We start from the raw sequence: 19036 nt of genomic DNA, 5'->3' as shown, positions 1-19036 counted from the left end.
CTTAAAATTCATCAGGTCTTTGATAACGGATAAAACAGTTTTCAGCGCCAGTTTCATGTTCAACAATGGCGTCGATACCAAACCAGGCATGGAGGTTTTCACGGGTAAACACGGCGCAAGGAGTCCCCTGCATCGCCATATGCCCGGATGTCATGACGATGATGCGATCGCAGAACATCGCGGCATGATTGAGGTCGTGCAGAGCGGCAATGACCGTGAGCTTTTCACGTTTAACCAGACTAAGCAGGCCAATCTGATGTTGAATGTCGAGATGGTTGGTGGGTTCATCCATCAGTAACAACTGCGGCTGCTGCGCCAGCGCCCGGGCGATATGCAGGCGCTGTTTTTCTCCCCCGGAAAAGGTATGCCAGCATCGGTGCTGTAATTCACGGAGATCGACCTTCTCCAGCATAGTTTGCACGATATCGTCATCTTTGGCGGACCAGGGCGAGAGCAGGCTAAGCCAGGGCGTGCGCCCCAGAGAAACGGCTTGTAAAGCGGTAAGACGCTCGCTGGTTTCTGCCTGTTGTTCGACCAACGCCACCCGCTGCGCAAGGTGACGCCGCGAATAATGCTGGAGCGCCTTTTGCTGCAGGGTGATACGCCCGGAAGTTGGCTTCAGCAAACCGGCCAGCAGTGAAATCAGTGACGTTTTGCCCGAGCCGTTGGGACCGATGATGCCGACAAACTCGCCGGGCGTTACGCTGAGTGAAATATCTTCAACAATCGTCTTACCTTTTACCTTCCAGTACAAATTACAGGCTTCAATAACGACTTGCGCAGAGGCAACGAGTGGCTGTACGAGATTCACCGTCATTTGTTCTGGTTTCCTCTAATCAGAATGATTGAAAACGCAGGAGCGCCAACCAGAGCCGTGATCACGCCTATTGGGAGTACCTGACCGGGTAGTAACGTGCGGGAAATAACATCAGCGATAATGAGGAAAATAGCTCCGGTAAGCGCACTAACCGGCAGCAGTCGATGATGCTGGTTGCCGACCAGCAGACGAGCAGCATGAGGGATCACCAGACCGACAAAGCCGATCGCACCCACAATGGAGACCATAATCGCCGTCATGCCGGTGACGGCGGCAATCAGCACTGCACGGGTACGTTTTACCGGAATGCCCAGCGATGCCGCAGACTCCGCGCCAAAGGAGAAAGCATCAAGATGGCGGGCATAACAGAAGCACAGCGCGATACCGACCAGAGCGGTAGGAATGGCTAAGACTACATCGGGCCAGCGTACACCGCTCAAATTGCCCAACAGCCAGAACATAATACCGCGTGCTTGCTCGGCGTTTGCTGAGCGGGTGATGATAAGCGATGTAATCGCATTGAAAAGCTGGGAGCTGGCGATCCCGGCAAGGATGATTTGGGTTGTCACACCCCCACCTTGTCTACCGCCAGCGGCCATCGCCAATAGCGCAACGAACAGAAATGCCGTCAGCGCACCAATGAAAGCGCCCAATGACATACTGATGATGCCAGCCCCAAGTCCAGTGAGAGCAATCAGCACCGCTCCGGTGGACGCTCCGGCAGAAATCCCCAGTAGATAGGGTTCGGCGAGCGCATTGCGTAGCAGCGACTGTAACACTACGCCGGAAACAGCCAGGCACGCGCCGCAACTGGCCGAGACCAGCGCTCGGGTCAGGCGGTAGTTCCAGACGATCCCTGCATCCAGCGCATCGACAGGATAGTGTGTATCAAAAAGATGATTTGCCAGCGTGCTGAGAACATGCTGCCAGGGGATAAGCGTTTCGCCGATGGAAATCCCCGCCAGCAGTACGCCACACATTAGCGCACTGACCCAAACGGCATGCCCACTGACTCTCACCGCAAGCTGACCAACAGCGCGACGCATCCTGCGTGAATCACTCATGATTATCTGCGTTCCTGAGTAACGGAGATGCGCTACACCGTGCGAGGATATAGCGCAAAACGTAGATTAATGAGCAGCCTGCGGATGTGCTAAGCCATATTCAACAAGGGCATCAGCCAGTTTTTCCACACCATCAATAGTTCTGATCCCGGCATTCATGGTCTGTACGTCAATGACCGGTAGATGGTTTTCCTTGACGGCAGGAACCAGTTTGGCGACAGGATCGGACTTGAGGAATTCCATCTTGACCTTCCAGTCATCCGCCGGGAAGCGGCGACGGCTCATCTCACCGAGCACAATGAGTGAAGGATTCGCTTTTGCGATGGTTTCCCAACCCACCGTTGGCCACTCTTCAGCAGAATCAATCACATTCTTCACTCCCAGTGTTTGGGCGATCCATGCCGCCGGACCAAACTTCCCGGCAACGTAAGGGTCAAGCTGGAGGTCGGCGCTTGAGAACCAGAACACGGCGGAAACATTCTCATCCATTCCGGTAATTTTGTTTTTCGCTGCGGCTTCACGTGCTTTAAGGCTGGCAATCAGCGCCTCGCCTTTATCCTGAACATCGAAGATTTTCGCCAGATCGGCGACTTCCTGATACACCATGGCAATATCAAACATGCCCTTACGGACACCATCACCACCATCTTCGTTATCTTTCGCACAGTCAGCTGGCGCGGTGTAAACGGGAATTTTAAGTTCACTAAACTGTTCGTAAGAGGCAACCGTGCCAGCAGGGCCGATTTGCCACTCAAACTGACTGGCGATCAGATCCGGTTTTTTCGCCACGATCCCTTCAAAGCTTGGAATATTTTGCGCGATAACGGCGACTTTTTCGTTTGCTGTTTTATAAGCCTCCAGTACCGGGCCAAACCACAGCGAAGTACCCACGACGCGATCGGCCAGCCCCAGTGAATAGAGAATCTCGGTACTGTTCTGACCCACCGTCGCCACGCGCGTTGGTGCCTGATTGAAGGTAATATCGTGGCCACAGTTTTTAATCGTCAGAGGATATTCGGTTTTTGCTGCCTCGGAAAAACCGGAAGTAAGCAGGAGAGCAGTCGTGCCAAAAATAGCCAGAAGCGTTTTTTTAGAGAAGTAAAAGGTAGAATTAGCGTGCATTATCATCGTCCCGTTGATGCCAGAATCTTAAGGTCTGGTCATGGCTTATTTCATTCCATATATCGGGAGGAGACATGAAGATAGATGACATTGAATCGTGAAATTTAAGAATGAAGATATGCAAAAAATGCAAATAAGCTTTACTCAGCCAAAATCTTATTCATAAATACACTACCGCTTGCGTCAAATAATTCATCCCATGGACCATCCCGTCCACTCAATGGCATATACCTTTGACAGCAGGTCTCCTGACTCACGGTAATCAGAATATCGGCCTTCCCATAAAGATGAACTTTACAGTGACCTGTGGTTTATGAGCCACACAGGGATATTCTGCATCCGCCTACAGTTGCGGGGGCAGTTATGGAATTGAATTGAATAATTCTCACCATATTCCTATTCATATACAAAAATGTAATGAAATGCTGTCGAAAGCGACTCTAGCGGCAATTGTTAACAAGGTCAACCATAGAGGGTAAGAGATAAAAGGTAGTGGTGTAGAAAAAAATACCCATTTAATACAGTGAGTTATGATTTTGTTGGTTACTGCGATGTTGTAAATGAAAATAGCAACAGGAAGCTAAATGAGAATTGGTTGATATTGATCAAATTACACGCATGCTGAAACTTCTGTGTATGAAACATATTGATCACCATCAAAAGTTCCGCATATCAGCGCTTGACTCTTTTTTTTGTGTACTCTCCATATGTACCAATTGCCATTCATCCTGCATATCCATAATCACGTTAAAATTGTTATGCAACCAGAAATAATACCCTCCGGGTAAAAAATGATGTGTATGGAGATACAAAGTCTTATATTGATGTTGCTGACAGAATACCTCAGCTAAAGCAAACAACTGACTTCCGATCCCCTGTCTGCGGTAGCGCTCATCCACGTAACAACGACAAATTTCCGCCGTTTCAGACAAGTTATAGCGACCACGTAGTTCAGTAATACGATCATCATATTGACATACCGCCAGTGTAGCGATTAATTCTTGGTTTTCACTCCACGCGCAAAGTAATAAATTCCTTTCCTGCAAGATATACTGTTGTGCGAGATCAAAGAGATCCTCTTCGGCAGAAGGCATGGCTCTACCGGCATTGAAGAATAAATTAAGATGCTCAACAAGAAACGACTGAACAGCAGGAATATCGGCGGGAGTCATCTCACTAAACCTAAATGGGATCATGGCAGCATAACTCAAATTTAGAACGGAAAATGATAATAACAATAAGACCACTTTAAAAACAATATTGAGCAGTAGGAGACAGACTCGCAATTGCATACGGAGCTATTCTCATTACGGGTTATAAATGGGTGTTTGGGCGGCCACCACAGAGTGCAATCAGGCAGAAACACTTAACAAAATTCTTCGCGCAGAAGGTCAGGCTGTCGCGAGAACTAAGGTTTTCAGCGTCTTCTTGGGACAGAAAAAAGAATTGCATCCTATTGGGCTGCCAGGCATTTGCAACTGGGGCTGCATTTTTTTCTTCATTACCTGGATTGCCCTAATAGAAAAGCATCTGACATTTTGTTTTTGAAAACGACGTCTCAAAACATATCTGTATTCATTCTCTAAGCAGAATATTATAGAAACTAAATTATGAGTGGTAAGAGTAAATGTCACAACAAGGTGATTTACAATATGTATTATTTCATACTGTAATAGTTGATTAAGGTTAGGGTTTAGAGTATCTTTAATCTAATCGTAGATTTTCAAATAAAAGCAGACAATAACAGTATGAAAACCAGACTCTATAATTTTTCAGAAGACACAAATGAAATTTTTGTTTTTAGATGGACTCGGAAGCACTATGAATTTTGCATGGATAACGATATCTTTTTGAATCATAGAGGTAAGAAAGTTTATAAAGAAAGAAATTTGTTACTGTTCTCGAAAGGTGACAAAATTAGAATTGAAGCTGATGTTATTGCTGAACAATATTCCACAATGCCAGTAAAAAGTTTTTCTAGCGTTGGTGTGTTTTCATTTCCAACCTGTTATTTTCCGGGTAATGTAAATATCGGAAGATTTTGTAGTATTGCATCAAACGTAAAAATCATGGGAGGAAACCATCCTATGAATCGTTTTACAACTCATATGCTTACTTATAATGGCGAGTTTGATAAATATGCTGCCAACGAGTTCGGACAAAACTGGGTATTGAAACCATTTATTACAAAGCCTAAAAATACAACGATTGGCAATGATGTCTGGATTGGCAATGATGTCGTTTTAAAAGGTGGTATTTCAATTGGTGATGGTGCTGTTGTTGCAGCAAATTCCGTTGTTACTAAAGATGTGCCTCCATATGCTATTGTCGCAGGGGTTCCTGCGAAAATTATCAAATACAGATTTGAGTCAGATATTATTGAACAGTTGTTAAAAATAAAATGGTGGAACTATAATTACACCGATTTACCTGATAACAGCAAGTGTGATGATATTATAAATTTTGTCACTGAAATGAGCACGTTGATATCGAATGGCACTATAAAAGAAAAAGCATATAAAAAATTTAATCTTACCGAAATATTTACAACTCTTTAGTTTAATATGTCATTGTTGGGACTGTTATCCGGCGAAAGCAAAATGAGATAAGGACAACACGATGACAAAAGTTAGCATCTTGCTAGCGATGAGCGTTTTGCCATTGTCAGCATACGCAGCAACGACCGGACTAACCAGACTGGCACCGAGCGTCTGTGTAGAAACGATCGCTATTTCGGGCCAGATGGTAAGCGTAGCGGGAAACTGAATACTCGTTACACCGCTCTATTGTTCAGACAGAACGATAAATCCTGATAGTCCTGCGCGTTTTCCCTGCCTGCGCGGCGGGGACGCCGTTTTCTGCTTTTCCATCTGCCCGCAACACTAACTCTCAGAAATGAGAGGCCGATCCTCTGAGCAGGACTTTTGTCCTCAATCCTCTGCAAACCTCTGGTTACAATCCCTGCATATCTTCAATACCCATAATTCAGGAATTGTTATGACTGCACATATTAATGCCAAAGCGGGTGATTTTGCGCCAACCGTTATTATGCCGGGCGATCCGCTTCGCGCTAAGTTTATTGCCGAAAATTATCTAATGGATTACCGCGAAGTCACCAATGTACGCAATATGCTAGGCTATACCGGTCTTTATTTTGGGCAACCTGTTTCGGTGATGGGACATGGCATGGGTATTCCGTCAATGACGCTTTATGCTCATGAACTGGTACATGACTTCGGTGTACAGCGAATTATTCGTGTCGGCAGTCTGGGGGCAACACAACATCATGTCAAAATGCGAGATATTATTCTTGCCATCGCCGCCGGAACGGATTCCGTCACAAATTTAAAACGTAGCGCGGGCTACACGATGGCGACATCTGCCCATTTCCCATTATTGCAGCAGGCGTGGGCATTGGCGCAGAAGGCCGGTATTGACGTTAAAGTCGGCAATGTCTTCAGTGGCGATCTTTATTACGATCCTGACGAAAATTTAATACCTGCACTGGAAAAGTTTGGTGTGCTGGGTGTGGATATGGAAGTGGCAGGGTTATACGCTTTAGCGCATCAGTTTAATATTGAAGCGTTGGCTATATTAACCGTATCCGATCATTGCCTGACAGGAGAAGAAACAACGGCGGAAGAACGGCAGTTAACCTTTAAAAATATGATAGAGCTGGCGCTAAATACAGCTGTTACGGCTTAGCATCAAAATTTAAATGAACCAATCAGAGATGGCATTATATGAAGAATAAAATAGCACTTACGCTGATTAGTTTTCTGGCAAATTTTATTATGGCAGGATTTGCCAGTCAGTTTGGTATGCTGATTGAACCGATTGCAGTACGCTACAGTGCCGATGTGAATACCGTCGCCTCGATATTTTCGTTGCTTAACGGTGGGGCTTTAGCCGGGACCATCGCCGCCTTTTTCCTGATTGAGAAAATCGGCGTTAAGCGTATGACGCTCATTATCTATTCGATAGTGTTCCTCTGCGCTCTCGCAATGCACTTAAGCCCTGGCTTATGGCCGGTGATGGTCGCCATGACCCTGGTGGGTTTCTGCGGCGGGATTGGTCTGTGCGTGGCGGGAACGATCGTGGTTTCGGTTTGGCAGGATCGCATTCAAAGTACGATGCTGGTGGTGCAGGACGCCACCTTTAACGTCGCGGGCGTAGTTTTCCCGCTGATTACCACCTTCGCCCTGACGCACAATATGTCGTGGAGTTACAGCTATCTGAGCGTAGGCATAGTGGCCTTACTCACGCTGGGCGTTGTGGCTCTCACCCGCTTTACCGCCTGTGAAACGGCTCCTGCAGCGGATAGCGCAGACCCGGTGAAATCCGAGTGGAATCCAGGGATTATCAGCGGAGGCATTGGCCTGTTCTTAGGTATGTTGGCGCTGTATACCTTCCTGACCTGGGCACCATTATTTGTGAAGAACAAATTTGGTATTCCCTTCGAAGAAGCAGGTAATATTATTACGCAATACTGGGGTGCTGCGCTGGTCGGCGCGTTAGTCTCAACCGTTATTGTTTCCCGCGTAAAGATACATTATTTCTTGCTTAGCATTATTTTGTTAGCTTGCGTTATTACCACCATCATTGTCACGAAGGAAAATATCTCCGGGCTTGATTATCTGGCCTATAGTTACGGGTTTGTCTGCGCAGCACTGTATAACTCCTTTATTGCCTACGGGGTTTCTTTCGTGAAGCGCGCGAGTAGCCAGACCGTTTCTTATATTTTAATTAGCGGTAGTGCTGGCGCCATGTTCAGTCCGGCGATCAGTGCGTTAATGGAAAAAACTATGGGATTGCAGAAAATTATGTATGCAATACCGGTGTTGTATTTAATTATCTTTATTATGTTGATGGGTACATTAAAACTCAAACGTAATTAAACACAGTAATAACGCTTACCTCTTTAATTAGATAGCCCGCCGTCACGCCATTTAACTGGTGGGGCGACACTCAACTTTGCTCAAAGGAATTGAAAATGCTGAAGAAAAATAAATCAATGATGAAAAAAACAGTTCTGGGTGCGGTAATTGCGATGTGCTGTACGCAAGCGCTTGCGGCTGATTATGCCAATGGCAACATCCGCAAAAATGATTTTAACTGGATGCAGATGAACTTAATGCAAAGTGTGGATGCGAAAGTGCCTTATGGTATTCGTAATGACACCTATCTTGAGCTGGAGTTTGGCGCACGATCCGGGATTATCGATCTGTATGGTTATGTGGATTTCTTTGATATTTTGGATCGCGAGCAGGACGATCGTCACGGGGGGGATAACTTCTTTGCCAAGATATCTCCACGTTTTTCCCTCGACGCCATTTTTAATAAAGATTTATCCGTTGGGCCATTTAACGAATTCTATATCGCAACGGTAAATAACATTGGCGACCGGGAATTATTCGAGCATTACGTTGGTCTCGGCACGGATGTTAAAGTGCCGTGGTTTGGTCTGGTGGGAATGAACATTTATGCGCACTATGTACGTGAAAATTACGGTGCGGATAACGAAGGCAAGTGGGATGGTTACATGTTCTCGACCAACTGGTCGACGCCGTTCTATACATTCGCCAACGGCAGTTATTTGAACTATCAGGGTTACTTTGACTACCAGTTCGCCGCGAACAAGATTGCTAACCAGCCGTTATATAGCAATAACGCGATTGAATGGTATAACGGCATCTACTGGCATTCAGAGCATTATGCAGTAGGTTATGGCTTAAAATATTTCCGCAACATGGCATTGATGGAAAACCACGGTGGAGCAGGGCGTACCACCGGACTGGGTCACTATTTCAACCTCACCTATAAGTTCTGATTGCGCTGAAATGACACACCAATGCTCCGTTTGCCAGGGTTGGTGTGTCAGTCAATGATGTCATTGCCGAGAAATTTACGCAGCCCATCCAGATCCTTAATCTCCAGTCCTTGCTTCGTGCGCGTTACCAGTCCGGCATCCGTCAGCGCTTTCACCGCCCGCCGATAGACCCGGTCGGTGGTGCCGAATCGCTCAGCTTCCTGGTATTTTTTATGAAAACCATCCATTGGCTGCTTGTCCTGATGCTGGCGATACAGGTCATACGCCACGTTATGTACGATAGGGTAGAGCATCCGGTGCAGGAAGATTTCCAGCATATCCTGATAATCAACGGCCATTGCGCTGGCGAAAAATATCGCCAGTCTGGGATGCCGGTTCAGCGCTTCCTCCAGACGGTCACAGTTGCATACCGCCACGGTCAGCGGTTCTTCGGCTACGATATCAAGCTGGCAACGATACCCGGTAAAAAACTCCATTTCGCCAAACAGTTGCTCATCACATTCCATTGCACCCAGTTGAAAACGGCGACCATTCTCCGCGCTATAACGCAGAGAAATTCTCCCTGACTGCACCATGATTAGTCGATCGACTACCTGTCCCTGGCGGTAAAGATAGTCATCTTCCTGGATAATCTGTGTTTCAGAGAGCAACTCCTGGAATATCTTCTCAATTAAGGCATCATCCTGCTGCCAGATATTGTGAAAACGACCTTTTGTGAGGGGCTTAAGCTGCATGGTTCAACGTCTTATTGTTTGAGATAATTCTTATCGCTGACTGTATGCCATCTGCTGCGCAATGTCATTAAGAGCGGGTTGCGGATAATAAAAGGGCCAGCACCATGCTGGCCTTGACACACTAAGGATGGCTGATAAAGCGAGACAATCGCTGGCGCAGCAGGCGATTTTCCTGCCGCAGTTGAGCGTTCTCTTCCAGCAATGTCAGCGCAACGGCAATTCCCGGCCAGTCAAGTTCCAGCTCCTGACGCAGGCGTATCGCGCGACGCATGACGGTCAGCGCATGATCGTCAAAAGTCTCGTCTTCATGAGGTTCTATCACCCCTAAGCCGACAATCTCATGTAGCTCTTCTTCTGACACACCGGTGTACAGACAAAACTCGGTAATGGTAAAGGTGACGGTGACGTTAGCCATTATGCTTTCCCCCACTCTTTGCGCGGATCAAAGGTCTTTTGTGCATCCGCCAACTGCTGCCACAGGGCGGCGCTGGCGTCGTCAGGTTTCGGCGGCATGACGATTTTGATCACCGCATACAAATCGCCGGTATGTTTTTTACTTACCAGACCTTTGCCCTTAATGCGTAACCGCTGCCCGGCCTGGCTGCCCGCAGGAATGGTCAGCAGGATGCTCTCTTTTAACGTCGGAACGGTTACTTTCGCGCCCAGCGCGGCTTCCCACGGCGCCAGGGGAACGACCACTTCCAGATCCTGGTTAACAATATCGAACAGCGGATGTGGCGCGATATGAATCACCAGCCACAAATCACCGTTTGGTCCGCCGTTTTCACCGGGGGTGCCCTGGCCTTTCAGACGAATACGCTGACCGTTACCGACGCCAGCCGGAATTTTCACATTCAACGTTTTAGGAATTTCACGTTCGACCATGCCGAACGCATTGTAAACCGGCAGGGTGTAACTGATCGTGCGGCTATGCTCAGTAAGCGTTTCTTCGAGGAATACGGCGACTTCAATTTCAATATCGTGCCCGCGGCTGGCATGACGCTGGCGAGACTGTTGCGCATGCTGACCAAAAATGGAGGAGAAGATATCGTCGAAATCTTCGGCGTTATAGCGTTGATTCTCTCCTTGTTGGAATTGACGGTTGAACTGTGGGTCGTTGCGGTGCTGCCACAACTGGTCGTACTCGGCGCGTCGCTGTTCATCACTCAGGACTTCCCAGGCTTCAGCAACCTCTTTAAACCGGGCCTCCGCGTCAGTCTCTTTGCTGACATCAGGATGATATTTCCGGGCGAGTCGACGATAGGCGGTCTTGATTGTCTTGAGATCGTCTGTCGGTTTCACGCCCATAATGGCGTAATAATCCTTTAATTCCATAGCGTTCTCTCGTGTAAATCAACACTTGCAGAAGGTGAACCCTGACAACAGGTATCACCGCTAAGTTTAGGGTAATCCTGATAACGGAGAATGCCAACCGGGAAGGGAGGATATTGCTATAAACGATGCGGGCGTTGCACCACCAACAGCGCTTTTTAACGTTATGACGTCTGTTGTGTGGTGCGAATAGTGAGATTAGCTAAACATCAGGATTTAGTGATCAGGAAGCGGACCGTATCAGCATAGTTTTGTACGAACGCGTTAAGGTCATCAGATTTCAGTCCTTTCGGATTGATCATATATTTACCGTTGATAAAAATGGCGGGCACACCGGTTAAATCTACGGCTTTAGCCATTTCTTGCTGTTTGGCGGTTAGTGATTTCACGGCAAAACTATTCCATGCAGCATCATAATCACTGGCACTGACGCCCGCGCTGATAAATACGTTACGTATATCGTCCGCCGATTTAATGGTTTGTTTTTTCTGCACGGCATCAAAAAGCAACGGTTTAACTTTATCTTGCACGTTCAACAGCATGGCGACGGACCAGGCGTGCGTCATGTCTTGCCCCAGAGGGCCTAAAAAGTCGACGTGGTATTCGGTGAGTTTGACGTCAGCAGGCAAAACTTTTTTCACGTTATCAGTGATTTCAAAAACTTCATCGTACTGATAGCAGGAAGGACAATAGAATGAGAAAAACTTCAGCGCTGCCGGGGCTGAAGCGACGGGTTTTTCCAGTGAGATAAACTCTTTGCCGTCGGTAAATGGTGCTGCCTGAGCGCTAACGGTAAAAAGTAACCCAATCAGGGGTAATAAATATTTTTTCATTTCCATATACTCTAAATAACATTCAATAAACAAATTTTCTGCGAATGAATACGCTCTTCATTGCGTCGGGCTATAATACGATAATCACCTAAAAATGCGCTGACCCTTACTTTCATTTACGCATCAATACGTAGCGGGACAGTATTTATGTACTGTTCTGCGAATATCCTTTGGTACTCTTCGTAAATAGTGAATGATCACTTCCGTGATATTTCCGCAATTATTTTGGCAATGTTATATTGTAATAAATAAAAACAAAAATATGATTAATTATCATTTAATTTATAAAACGTGAGCCGCAACGCCTTGCGCTATGTTCTGTCAACGCAGCCGTAAGATTCTCTTTTTCTTGTAGCGTGTGAATGAATAGGGTAAGTGTCTGAGATGAGCAACCAAAATGGATATCGCTATGATTGACCACCTGGATCATCTGGTATTGACCTCCAATAATGAAGAGGCATGCGTTCGTTTTTATGTCGAACTTTTAGGGATGAGGCTGGAAACCTTCGCGCAAGGGCGGAAAGCCTTCGTCTTTGGCAATCAGAAAATTAACCTCCACATTCGGGGAAAGGAGTTTGAACCCAAAGCTTACGCGCCAACGCCGGGGGCGCTGGATTTGTGTTTTATCACCACGCGTGCGCTGGAAGAGGTGATAGCCACGTTTCAAACGCACGGGGTCGATATTGTTGAGGGGCCGGTTGCACGAACCGGTGCGATGGGACCGATTCGCTCGGTTTACGTCAGAGATCCCGATCTCAATCTGATTGAAATCGCGGTATATCCTGCTGATGACAGGACATAACTTTACAGCGCAAAGGTTGCCAAAACCTGGTGAGTGGTTAAGATAACTCGCATCAATCAGTGAGGGTATAATGGCGAAACGTCAACGGATGGGATGGTGGTTCCTCTGTCTGGCATGTGTTGTGGTGATGGTTTGTACCGCACAACGCATGGCGGGCCTGCACGCGTTGCAGATGGACACCGTTGCCACAAGCGTGGTCGTAAGCGGACAAGCGCAGACCGATGAGGCCTCGTCCGTTACCCCTTGTGAACTGAGTGCGAAGTCATTACTGGCGGCGCCCCCGGTACTGTTCGAAGGCGCTATTCTGGTGCTGTGTCTGCTACTGTCGCTGCTGGCGCCAGTGCGGGCGTTTCGTCTGCCTTTTTTCCCACCGCGAGCCATCTCGCCGCCCACGCTAAGGGTACATCTGCGATTTTGCGTCTTCCGTGAATGACAGAACAGCCGTTGCTGACTGTTAGATAATTATTCACGGAGAAAATATATGATGACTGTTTTCAGGCAGGCGCTGCTCTGTCTGTTATTGCTATGGCTGCCCGTATCCTGGGCGGCTGAACCCGGCTGGCTGCGTTCACCCGATAACGATCACGCCAGCGTACGGTTACGCGCTGATACGTCCTCAGGCGGCGAAACTCGTCTGTTGCTGGATGTTAAACTGGAGGACGGCTGGAAAACCTACTGGCGTTCGCCGGGCGAGGGAGGCGTCGCGCCATCTATCGCCTGGCAAGGGGAAATGCCTGCGGTCGACTGGTTCTGGCCAACCCCTGCACGCTTTGAGGTCGCTAATATCACGACCCAGGGCTATCACGATAATGTGACATTCCCGATGGTTGTGCGCGGCAGATCGCCCGCCACGCTTAGCGGTGTTTTGACGCTATCCACCTGTAGCAACGTTTGCTTGTTGACGGATTTTCCTTTTTCCGTGACCTCCACGACCCAGGACCCGACTTTTGCGCATGACTATGCGCAGGCAATGGGGCAGATCCCGCTTGCCAGCGGCCTGACCGATACTTTGCGCGCTGGCGCACGGGCCGGCGAGCTGGTTGTTGAGGCTCACCGCGCGGGAGGCTGGACTGCGCCTGGGCTGTATCTTGACGCCGTTGATGATGCTGATTTTGGCATGCCGCAAATTCACGTCGCAGGTGAGACGTTACGCGCCACGGTACCTGTTCATGACGGTTGGGGGGAAGGCGCGCCGGATTTACGCGGTAAGTCGGTCACGCTGGTGCTGGCAGATAACGGTGTTGCCCAGGAAAGTCGTCTTGCGATTGGCGAAGCCCCGGTTATTGAGAACGCCTCACTCCCATTGTGGCAGGTGGTGCTAATGGCGCTGCTGGGCGGTTTGATCCTCAACCTGATGCCCTGTGTGTTACCGGTTCTCGGCATGAAACTGGGCTCTATTTTGCTGGTTGAGGAAAAAAGCCGTCGCCAGATCCGCCGTCAATTCCTCGCATCGGTAGCCGGGATCCTGGTCTCCTTTATGGCCCTGGCGCTATTGATGACAGTGCTACGTTTAACCAATCAGGCGCTGGGCTGGGGGATCCAGTTTCAGAACCCGTGGTTCATTGGCGTCATGGTCGTGGTGATGCTGACGTTCAGCGCCAGCCTGTTCGGGTGGTTTGAATTCCGCCTGCCTTCGGCGATGACCACCACGCTGGCGACTCACGGTGGCAACGGCTTGTCGGGACATTTCTGGCAAGGCGCATTTGCGACCCTGCTCGCCACGCCGTGCAGCGCCCCGTTTCTCGGAACGGCGGTAGCGGTGGCATTGACCGCTTCGCTGCCAACGTTGTGGGGACTGTTTATCGCACTCGGCCTGGGGATGAGCTTGCCGTGGCTGCTTGTGGCTCTGCGTCCCGGTCTGGCGCTGCGTTTGCCGCGTCCGGGACGCTGGATGAATATTTTGCGGCGTCTTCTCGGTGTCATGATGCTGGGTTCGGCTATCTGGCTTGCGACGTTGCTGCTCCCGCATTTAGGGCTGGCCGGACACGCTAGCGCTAAAGAAAGCGTGAACTGGCAACCGCTTAGCGAGCAGGCGATTGAGGATGCGCTGGCGCAACATAAGCGTGTGTTCATTGACGTCACTGCCGACTGGTGCATCACTTGTAAGGTAAACAAATACAACGTGTTGCATAAAGATGACGTACAGGCCGCTTTGCAACAGCCGGATGTAGTGGCGCTGCGCGGCGACTGGACGCTCCCTTCTGAAGCCATCACCGAATTTCTGAAAAAACGCGGCCAGGTTGCTGTGCCGTATAACCAAATTTATGGCCCCGGTCTGCCGGAAGGCCAGGCGTTACCAACGTTGTTGACCCGCGATGCGGTATTGCAAACGTTGACCGATGCCAAAGGAGTAACCCCATGAAAATAATGATTGTTCTGCTGTTAACCCTGTTTTCTGCCGTCAGCGTAGCGAAAGAGCCTGCACCGTTTACCCCGGAACAGGAAAAGCAAATTGAAGCATTAATCCAGGAGGCCCTGTTTAACGATCCCAACAGCCCGCGGATTGGCGCTAAGCAGGCGAAACTGACCCTGATAAACTTCACCGATTACAACTGCCCGTACTGCAAGCAACTGGATCCCATGCTGGAAAAAATTGTGCAGAAATATCCTGACGTGGCGGTAGTGATTAAACCGCTGCCGTTTAAAGGGGAAAGTTCGGAACTGGCGGCGCGGACCGTGCTGACTACCTGGCTTGAGCATCCGCAGCAGTTTCTGGCGCTACATGAAAAACTGATGCAGAAAAAGGGTTACCATACCGACGTCAGTATCAAACAGGCGCAGGAAAAATCGGGAGCCAGTCCGGTGACGCTGGATGCCCAAAGCGCTGAAACGCTAAGCACTAACCTGCAACTGGCGCGACTGGTGGGCGTGCAGGGAACCCCCGCAACGATTATTGGTGATGAGCTTATTCCCGGTGCGGTGCCGTGGGAAACCCTTGAGGAAGTGGTCAAAGAAAAGCTGGCGGCGGCCAATGCTCAGTAAACTGCGCCGCTGGCTGCGCGAAGGGCTGATCTTACTGGCGCTGTTGGCAGGGGCGATGCTGCTGATGGATGTCTGGCGCGCGCCGCAGCTCCCTGGCTCTTTTGACAGCACGCCTTTGCAAACGCTGGATGGTGAAACCGTCACGCTGGCGGCGCTCAGCAAAGACGAGCCGGTGCTGCTTTATTTCTGGGCGAGCTGGTGCGGCGTTTGCCGCTTCACGACGCCGGAAGTCGCCAGGCTGCGTTCGGAAGGGGAAAACGTGATGACCATTGCGTTACGCTCCGGCAGTGAAGCTGAGGTGTCTCGTTGGCTGTCGCGTAAAGGCGTGGACTTTCCGGTCATCAATGATGCGAACGGGGCAATTTCCCGCAGTTGGGCGATTAGCGTCACGCCCACGCTGGTGGTAGTGTCACAAGGTCGGGTGGTGTCAACAACCAGCGGCTGGACCAGCTACTGGGGCATGAAGCTGCGGCTGTGGTGGGCCAAAACGTTCTGATAATGTGCCGGGGAAACCCGGCATTTTTTATATTATTACCCGTAAGCGGGAAGACATATTTCGTTGCCTGGCGAAGCGAGCGCCGCGATTAACGTCCAGAATGGGTCATCTTCTCTTTTTCAGGAAAGTGCAACATGACGAGTTCGTTAGCGTTTGGGCCCGCTCTGGTGATGATGATTGCCGCCACGTTTGTCCTCGCAGGGATGGTAAAAGGCGTCACTGGTATGGGATTGCCCACCGTGGCTATGGGGATCCTCGGATCGCTTATTTCGCCGGTTGCGGCGGCGGCCATGCTGCTGTTGCCTTCGCTGATTAGCAATCTGTTTCAGTTTGGCGGTGGCGGAAATACGCGTCAATTAGTCAAACGACTGTGGCCAATGTTATTGACGGTGGTGGTGGCGACACTGTTTGCCAGCGCCTGGATTACCGGCGGCGATACCACCCGTACCCAGTTTGCGCTCGGCGTGGCGCTGGTGGCTTACGCTATCTGGACGCTGGCCGGAAAGAAAATCGCAGTGGCTCCGCAGCATGAAAAACCGTACTCCCTCGTCATAGGATTTGTTACTGGCTTATTGACTGGCGGAACCGGTGTATTTGTGATGCCCGCCGTGCCCTGGATCCAGTCATTGGGTTTTGAGAAAGATGAGCTGGTTCAGGCGCTCGGGATCTCTTTTACGTTTTCGACATTGGCTTTGGCGCTTGGTCTGTGGTGGCACAACGCGCTGCCCGTACAGTCGTTGAGCTTATCGGCTTTGGCCATTGTTCCTGCGCTGATTGGTCAGTGGTTAGGAACCCGTGTACGACGGGTTATTTCTCCGCTCGTGTTTAAACGCTGTTTTCTGTTTTGTTTGGTCGGGTTGGGTATCGAGATGATGCTGCGTGCGGTGTGACCTGTGCGGTGACTTTAGAACGCATTCATGGCATCGTTAATTCAGACATTCAGGGTCAAAGAGGTCGCTATGGCATCAGTGATGTTAAGTGAGGAAGAGGGTGCTCTGGAGTCGCGAATGGCGCTCACCGCGGCGGCGATGGCCGATAAATCGCGCTCGCGAATGTTGTGCGCCCTGATGGATGGCCGCGCCTGGACCGCGACCGAGCTCAGCGCAGTGGCGGATGTGTCAGCGTCAACCGCCAGTGCGCATCTGGCGCGTCTGTGCGAACAACGTTTTGTTGTGGCGCTCGCGCAGGGCAGGCATCGTTATTTTCGCCTTGCAGGCTCCGATATCGCTGAACTGCTGGAGCGCCTGATGGGCGTGGCGTGGGCTACATCTACGCCACGAAAAATCACGACGCCGCCAGGCTTACGACATGCCCGAACCTGCTACGATCATCTTGCTGGCGAGGTGGCGGTGAGGCTGTTCGATACGCTGGTTTCCCGTCAATGGTTAACGCCGGATGGTGAAACGCTGACCTCTCTTGGGCAGGAAAAACTGGCACAAATGGGGATTGTCCTTGCTGCGAGCGCATCGCGGCGGAAATTAACCTGCGGTTGTCTGGACTGGAGTGAACGACGTTACCATCCCGGCGGCGTGCTTGGCGCATCGCTGCTACGCTGGCTGATTGAAAAACGATGGATAAAAACGGAGCTGAGTGGTCGCCGCGTCACCTTCACCCCGCTTGGCATTCGCAAATTAGAAACCGAGTTCGGTATTAAAACGACACCGTAGATGGTTCGTTTTGCGAAAGCGTTCCGGGAAATATGTCATATTTCTGTCACACTCTGTTGTGATTGATAACAACAAGAGGTCGTAGGGATGAATAAATCGTTAATCGCCGCAGCCGTGGCAGGGGCTGTATTAATGTCAACCGCCGCGCAGGCGCAGACCGCGCCGGAAGGCTATCAGCTTCAGCAAGTATTGATGATGAGTCGGCATAACTTACGCGCACCTTTAGCCAATAATGGCAGTGTTCTTGAGCAGTCCACCCCCAAACAATGGCCAGAATGGGATGTCCCCGGCGGACAACTGACCACCAAAGGCGGCGTGCTGGAAATCTATATGGGCCACTATATGCGAGAGTGGCTGGCAGAGCAGGGGATGGTGAAATCGGGCGAATGTCCGGCGCCGGGTACGGTCTATACCTATGCTAACAGCCTGCAGCGTACGGTCGCGACGGCGCAGTTCTTTGTCACCGGTGCTTTCCCGGGTTGCGACGTCCCGGTCCATCATCAGGAAAAAATGGGCACCATGGATCCCACCTTTAACCCGGTGATCACCGATGATTCCGCCGCCTTCAGCCAGCAGGCGGTTCAGGCAATGGAGAAAGAGCGTAGCCAAATGCAGCTCAACGACAGCTATCAGTTGCTTGAGCAAATGACCGACTACAAAGACTCTCCGTCCTGCAAAGAAAAACAGCAGTGTTCCCTGACCGATGCCAAAGATACGTTTAGCGCGAAATACCAGCAGGAGCCTGGGGTTTCGGGGCCGCTGAAGGTCGGGAATTCGCTGGTTGATGCCTTCACGCTGCAATATTACGAAGGCTTCCCGATGGACAAGGTCGCCTGGGGCGAGATTAAATCCGATCAACAGTGGAAGGTTCTGTCGAAGCTGAAAAATGGCTATCAGGACAGCCTGTTCACCTCCCCGGAAGTGGCGCAGAATGTCGCCAAACCGCTGGTGAAGTATATTGATAATGCGCTGGTTACTGAACGCGTAAAAGCGCCAAAAATAACCGTGCTGGTGGGGCATGACTCAAACATCGCATCGCTGCTCACCGCGCTGGATTTCAAACCGTACCAGCTTCACGATCAGAACGAGCGTACGCCGATTGGCGGGAAGATTGTCTTCCAGCGCTGGCATGACAGCAACGCGAATCGTGATCTGATGAAAATCGAGTACGTGTATCAGAGCTCGCAGCAGTTGCGTAATGCTGACGTTCTGACCCTGAAATCCCCGGCGCAGCGCGTAACGCTGGAGCTGAAAGGGTGTCCGATAGATGCGGATGGCTTTTGCCCGATAGATAAGTTCGACAGCGTGTTGAATGAGGCGGCTAAGTAAAAGAAAAACTCCCCCGTGTTCGCGGGGG

20 protein-coding genes, 1 pseudogene and 1 riboswitch are annotated in these 19036 nt (G+C 50.0%); of the genes and pseudogenes, 13 read left to right on the top strand and 8 right to left on the bottom strand.

The genetic code is table 11. The annotated features are described in order from the left end of the window. Position 1 precedes the first annotated feature (1 nt). The 4 genes from OGV38_RS04000 to OGV38_RS03985 all read right to left on the bottom strand — a co-directional run bounded on the left by OGV38_RS04000 (position 2) and on the right by OGV38_RS03985 (position 4199). The gene (locus tag OGV38_RS04000) at positions 2 to 817 is read right to left on the bottom strand and encodes an ABC transporter ATP-binding protein (RefSeq protein WP_047501115.1); all 816 of its coding nucleotides are present in this window, start codon (positions 815 to 817) and stop codon (positions 2 to 4) included. Next, complete coding sequence (locus OGV38_RS03995; RefSeq protein WP_016156150.1) at positions 814 to 1881, bottom strand: FecCD family ABC transporter permease; 1068 nt, start codon at positions 1879 to 1881, stop codon at positions 814 to 816. The genes OGV38_RS04000 and OGV38_RS03995 overlap by 4 nt, the downstream gene beginning before the upstream one ends. 66 nt (positions 1882 to 1947) lie before the next feature. After that, on the bottom strand, positions 1948 to 3003 hold the full coding sequence (locus OGV38_RS03990) for an ABC transporter substrate-binding protein (RefSeq protein ID WP_269517447.1): 1056 nt from the start codon (positions 3001 to 3003) through the stop codon (positions 1948 to 1950). A 221-nt stretch (positions 3004 to 3224) separates the two neighbouring features. Continuing rightward, positions 3225 to 3448: riboswitch (cobalamin riboswitch) on the bottom strand. A 211-nt stretch (positions 3449 to 3659) separates the two neighbouring features. Beyond that, the gene (locus OGV38_RS03985) at positions 3660 to 4199 is read right to left on the bottom strand and encodes a GNAT family N-acetyltransferase (RefSeq protein ID WP_210591501.1); all 540 of its coding nucleotides are present in this window, start codon (positions 4197 to 4199) and stop codon (positions 3660 to 3662) included. Between the two features lie 552 nt (positions 4200 to 4751). Here OGV38_RS03985 and OGV38_RS03980 point away from each other — a divergent pair. The 5 genes and pseudogenes from OGV38_RS03980 (at position 4752) to OGV38_RS03960 (ending at position 8833) form a co-directional block, all read left to right on the top strand. Next, positions 4752 to 5561, top strand: a complete 810-nt coding sequence (locus OGV38_RS03980; RefSeq protein WP_286472957.1) for a CatB-related O-acetyltransferase — start codon at positions 4752 to 4754, stop codon at positions 5559 to 5561. Between the two features lie 147 nt (positions 5562 to 5708). Further along, a pseudogene (locus OGV38_RS03975) lies at positions 5709 to 5816 on the top strand (YcgJ family protein); the annotation flags it as partial. A 184-nt stretch (positions 5817 to 6000) separates the two neighbouring features. Next, complete coding sequence (gene deoD, locus OGV38_RS03970) at positions 6001 to 6708, top strand: purine-nucleoside phosphorylase (protein WP_016156154.1); 708 nt, start codon at positions 6001 to 6003, stop codon at positions 6706 to 6708. Positions 6709 to 6746: 38 nt separating this feature from the next. Next, entirely contained in the window at positions 6747 to 7901 is a 1155-nt protein-coding gene (tsgA, locus tag OGV38_RS03965) for an MFS transporter TsgA (RefSeq protein WP_286472956.1), read from the top strand. 95 nt (positions 7902 to 7996) lie between these two features. Next, positions 7997 to 8833, top strand: a complete 837-nt coding sequence (locus OGV38_RS03960) for an outer membrane protein OmpK (protein WP_200100779.1) — start codon at positions 7997 to 7999, stop codon at positions 8831 to 8833. Between the two features lie 47 nt (positions 8834 to 8880). Here the strand turns inward: OGV38_RS03960 and OGV38_RS03955 are convergent, their stop codons facing one another. The 4 genes from OGV38_RS03955 to dsbA all read right to left on the bottom strand — a co-directional run bounded on the left by OGV38_RS03955 (position 8881) and on the right by dsbA (position 11732). Beyond that, entirely contained in the window at positions 8881 to 9567 is a 687-nt protein-coding gene (locus OGV38_RS03955) for a Crp/Fnr family transcriptional regulator (RefSeq protein WP_131348276.1), read from the bottom strand. 121 nt (positions 9568 to 9688) lie between these two features. Further along, positions 9689 to 9982 (bottom strand): chaperone modulator CbpM, encoded by a 294-nt coding sequence (gene cbpM, locus OGV38_RS03950; RefSeq protein ID WP_016152570.1) that lies wholly within the window; start codon positions 9980 to 9982, stop codon positions 9689 to 9691. After that, complete coding sequence (gene cbpA, locus OGV38_RS03945; RefSeq protein ID WP_016152571.1) at positions 9982 to 10902, bottom strand: curved DNA-binding protein; 921 nt, start codon at positions 10900 to 10902, stop codon at positions 9982 to 9984. The genes cbpM and cbpA overlap by 1 nt, the downstream gene beginning before the upstream one ends. 206 nt (positions 10903 to 11108) lie before the next feature. After that, on the bottom strand, positions 11109 to 11732 hold the full coding sequence (dsbA, locus tag OGV38_RS03940) for a thiol:disulfide interchange protein DsbA (RefSeq protein WP_016156157.1): 624 nt from the start codon (positions 11730 to 11732) through the stop codon (positions 11109 to 11111). Positions 11733 to 12129: 397 nt separating this feature from the next. Here dsbA and OGV38_RS03935 point away from each other — a divergent pair, with 397 nt between their 5' ends. The 8 genes from OGV38_RS03935 to agp all read left to right on the top strand — a co-directional run bounded on the left by OGV38_RS03935 (position 12130) and on the right by agp (position 19008). Then, positions 12130 to 12534, top strand: a complete 405-nt coding sequence (locus OGV38_RS03935) for a VOC family protein (protein WP_016156158.1) — start codon at positions 12130 to 12132, stop codon at positions 12532 to 12534. Between the two features lie 70 nt (positions 12535 to 12604). Next, positions 12605 to 12967 carry a copper resistance protein gene (locus tag OGV38_RS03930; protein ID WP_103766121.1) on the top strand — a complete coding sequence of 121 codons (363 nt, stop codon included), beginning with the start codon at positions 12605 to 12607 and terminating at the stop codon, positions 12965 to 12967. A 48-nt stretch (positions 12968 to 13015) separates the two neighbouring features. Then, the gene (locus tag OGV38_RS03925; RefSeq protein ID WP_019076434.1) at positions 13016 to 14896 is read left to right on the top strand and encodes a protein-disulfide reductase DsbD family protein; all 1881 of its coding nucleotides are present in this window, start codon (positions 13016 to 13018) and stop codon (positions 14894 to 14896) included. Beyond that, positions 14893 to 15516, top strand: a complete 624-nt coding sequence (locus OGV38_RS03920; protein ID WP_046274457.1) for a DsbA family protein — start codon at positions 14893 to 14895, stop codon at positions 15514 to 15516. Before OGV38_RS03925 ends, OGV38_RS03920 begins: the two co-directional genes overlap by 4 nt. Continuing rightward, the gene (locus OGV38_RS03915) at positions 15506 to 16012 is read left to right on the top strand and encodes a protein disulfide oxidoreductase (RefSeq protein WP_016152577.1); all 507 of its coding nucleotides are present in this window, start codon (positions 15506 to 15508) and stop codon (positions 16010 to 16012) included. Before OGV38_RS03920 ends, OGV38_RS03915 begins: the two co-directional genes overlap by 11 nt. Positions 16013 to 16146: 134 nt before the next feature. Continuing rightward, a complete protein-coding gene (locus tag OGV38_RS03910; RefSeq protein ID WP_049271386.1) occupies positions 16147 to 16902 on the top strand; it encodes a sulfite exporter TauE/SafE family protein in 756 nt (251 codons plus the stop codon). A 69-nt stretch (positions 16903 to 16971) separates the two neighbouring features. After that, positions 16972 to 17679 carry an ArsR/SmtB family transcription factor gene (locus tag OGV38_RS03905; protein WP_016152579.1) on the top strand — a complete coding sequence of 236 codons (708 nt, stop codon included), beginning with the start codon at positions 16972 to 16974 and terminating at the stop codon, positions 17677 to 17679. Positions 17680 to 17766: 87 nt separating this feature from the next. After that, a complete protein-coding gene (agp, locus tag OGV38_RS03900) occupies positions 17767 to 19008 on the top strand; it encodes a bifunctional glucose-1-phosphatase/inositol phosphatase (RefSeq protein ID WP_016156163.1) in 1242 nt (413 codons plus the stop codon). Positions 19009 to 19036 lie beyond the last annotated feature (28 nt).

Source organism: Citrobacter sp. Cb080, assembly GCF_030334745.1.
Classification (GTDB): Bacteria; Pseudomonadota; Gammaproteobacteria; order Enterobacterales; family Enterobacteriaceae; genus Citrobacter; species Citrobacter braakii.
This window is presented reverse-complemented; position numbering and strand designations above follow the sequence as displayed.

Excerpts from the sequence above, each read along its gene's own strand:
- OGV38_RS04000 (WP_047501115.1), bottom strand. The coding sequence starts at position 817 with ATGACGGTGAATCTCGTACAGCCACTCGTTGCCTCTGCGCAAGTCGTT.
- OGV38_RS03995 (WP_016156150.1), bottom strand. The coding sequence starts at position 1,881 with ATGAGTGATTCACGCAGGATGCGTCGCGCTGTTGGTCAGCTTGCGGTG.
- OGV38_RS03990 (WP_269517447.1), bottom strand. The coding sequence starts at position 3,003 with ATGCACGCTAATTCTACCTTTTACTTCTCTAAAAAAACGCTTCTGGCT.
- OGV38_RS03985 (WP_210591501.1), bottom strand. The coding sequence starts at position 4,199 with ATGATCCCATTTAGGTTTAGTGAGATGACTCCCGCCGATATTCCTGCT.
- OGV38_RS03980 (WP_286472957.1), top strand. The coding sequence starts at position 4,752 with ATGAAAACCAGACTCTATAATTTTTCAGAAGACACAAATGAAATTTTT.
- deoD (WP_016156154.1), top strand. The coding sequence starts at position 6,001 with ATGACTGCACATATTAATGCCAAAGCGGGTGATTTTGCGCCAACCGTT.
- tsgA (WP_286472956.1), top strand. The coding sequence starts at position 6,747 with ATGAAGAATAAAATAGCACTTACGCTGATTAGTTTTCTGGCAAATTTT.
- OGV38_RS03960 (WP_200100779.1), top strand. The coding sequence starts at position 7,997 with ATGCTGAAGAAAAATAAATCAATGATGAAAAAAACAGTTCTGGGTGCG.
- OGV38_RS03955 (WP_131348276.1), bottom strand. The coding sequence starts at position 9,567 with ATGCAGCTTAAGCCCCTCACAAAAGGTCGTTTTCACAATATCTGGCAG.
- cbpM (WP_016152570.1), bottom strand. The coding sequence starts at position 9,982 with ATGGCTAACGTCACCGTCACCTTTACCATTACCGAGTTTTGTCTGTAC.
- cbpA (WP_016152571.1), bottom strand. The coding sequence starts at position 10,902 with ATGGAATTAAAGGATTATTACGCCATTATGGGCGTGAAACCGACAGAC.
- dsbA (WP_016156157.1), bottom strand. The coding sequence starts at position 11,732 with ATGAAAAAATATTTATTACCCCTGATTGGGTTACTTTTTACCGTTAGC.
- OGV38_RS03935 (WP_016156158.1), top strand. The coding sequence starts at position 12,130 with ATGGATATCGCTATGATTGACCACCTGGATCATCTGGTATTGACCTCC.
- OGV38_RS03930 (WP_103766121.1), top strand. The coding sequence starts at position 12,605 with ATGGCGAAACGTCAACGGATGGGATGGTGGTTCCTCTGTCTGGCATGT.
- OGV38_RS03925 (WP_019076434.1), top strand. The coding sequence starts at position 13,016 with ATGATGACTGTTTTCAGGCAGGCGCTGCTCTGTCTGTTATTGCTATGG.
- OGV38_RS03920 (WP_046274457.1), top strand. The coding sequence starts at position 14,893 with ATGAAAATAATGATTGTTCTGCTGTTAACCCTGTTTTCTGCCGTCAGC.
- OGV38_RS03915 (WP_016152577.1), top strand. The coding sequence starts at position 15,506 with ATGCTCAGTAAACTGCGCCGCTGGCTGCGCGAAGGGCTGATCTTACTG.
- OGV38_RS03910 (WP_049271386.1), top strand. The coding sequence starts at position 16,147 with ATGACGAGTTCGTTAGCGTTTGGGCCCGCTCTGGTGATGATGATTGCC.
- OGV38_RS03905 (WP_016152579.1), top strand. The coding sequence starts at position 16,972 with ATGGCATCAGTGATGTTAAGTGAGGAAGAGGGTGCTCTGGAGTCGCGA.
- agp (WP_016156163.1), top strand. The coding sequence starts at position 17,767 with ATGAATAAATCGTTAATCGCCGCAGCCGTGGCAGGGGCTGTATTAATG.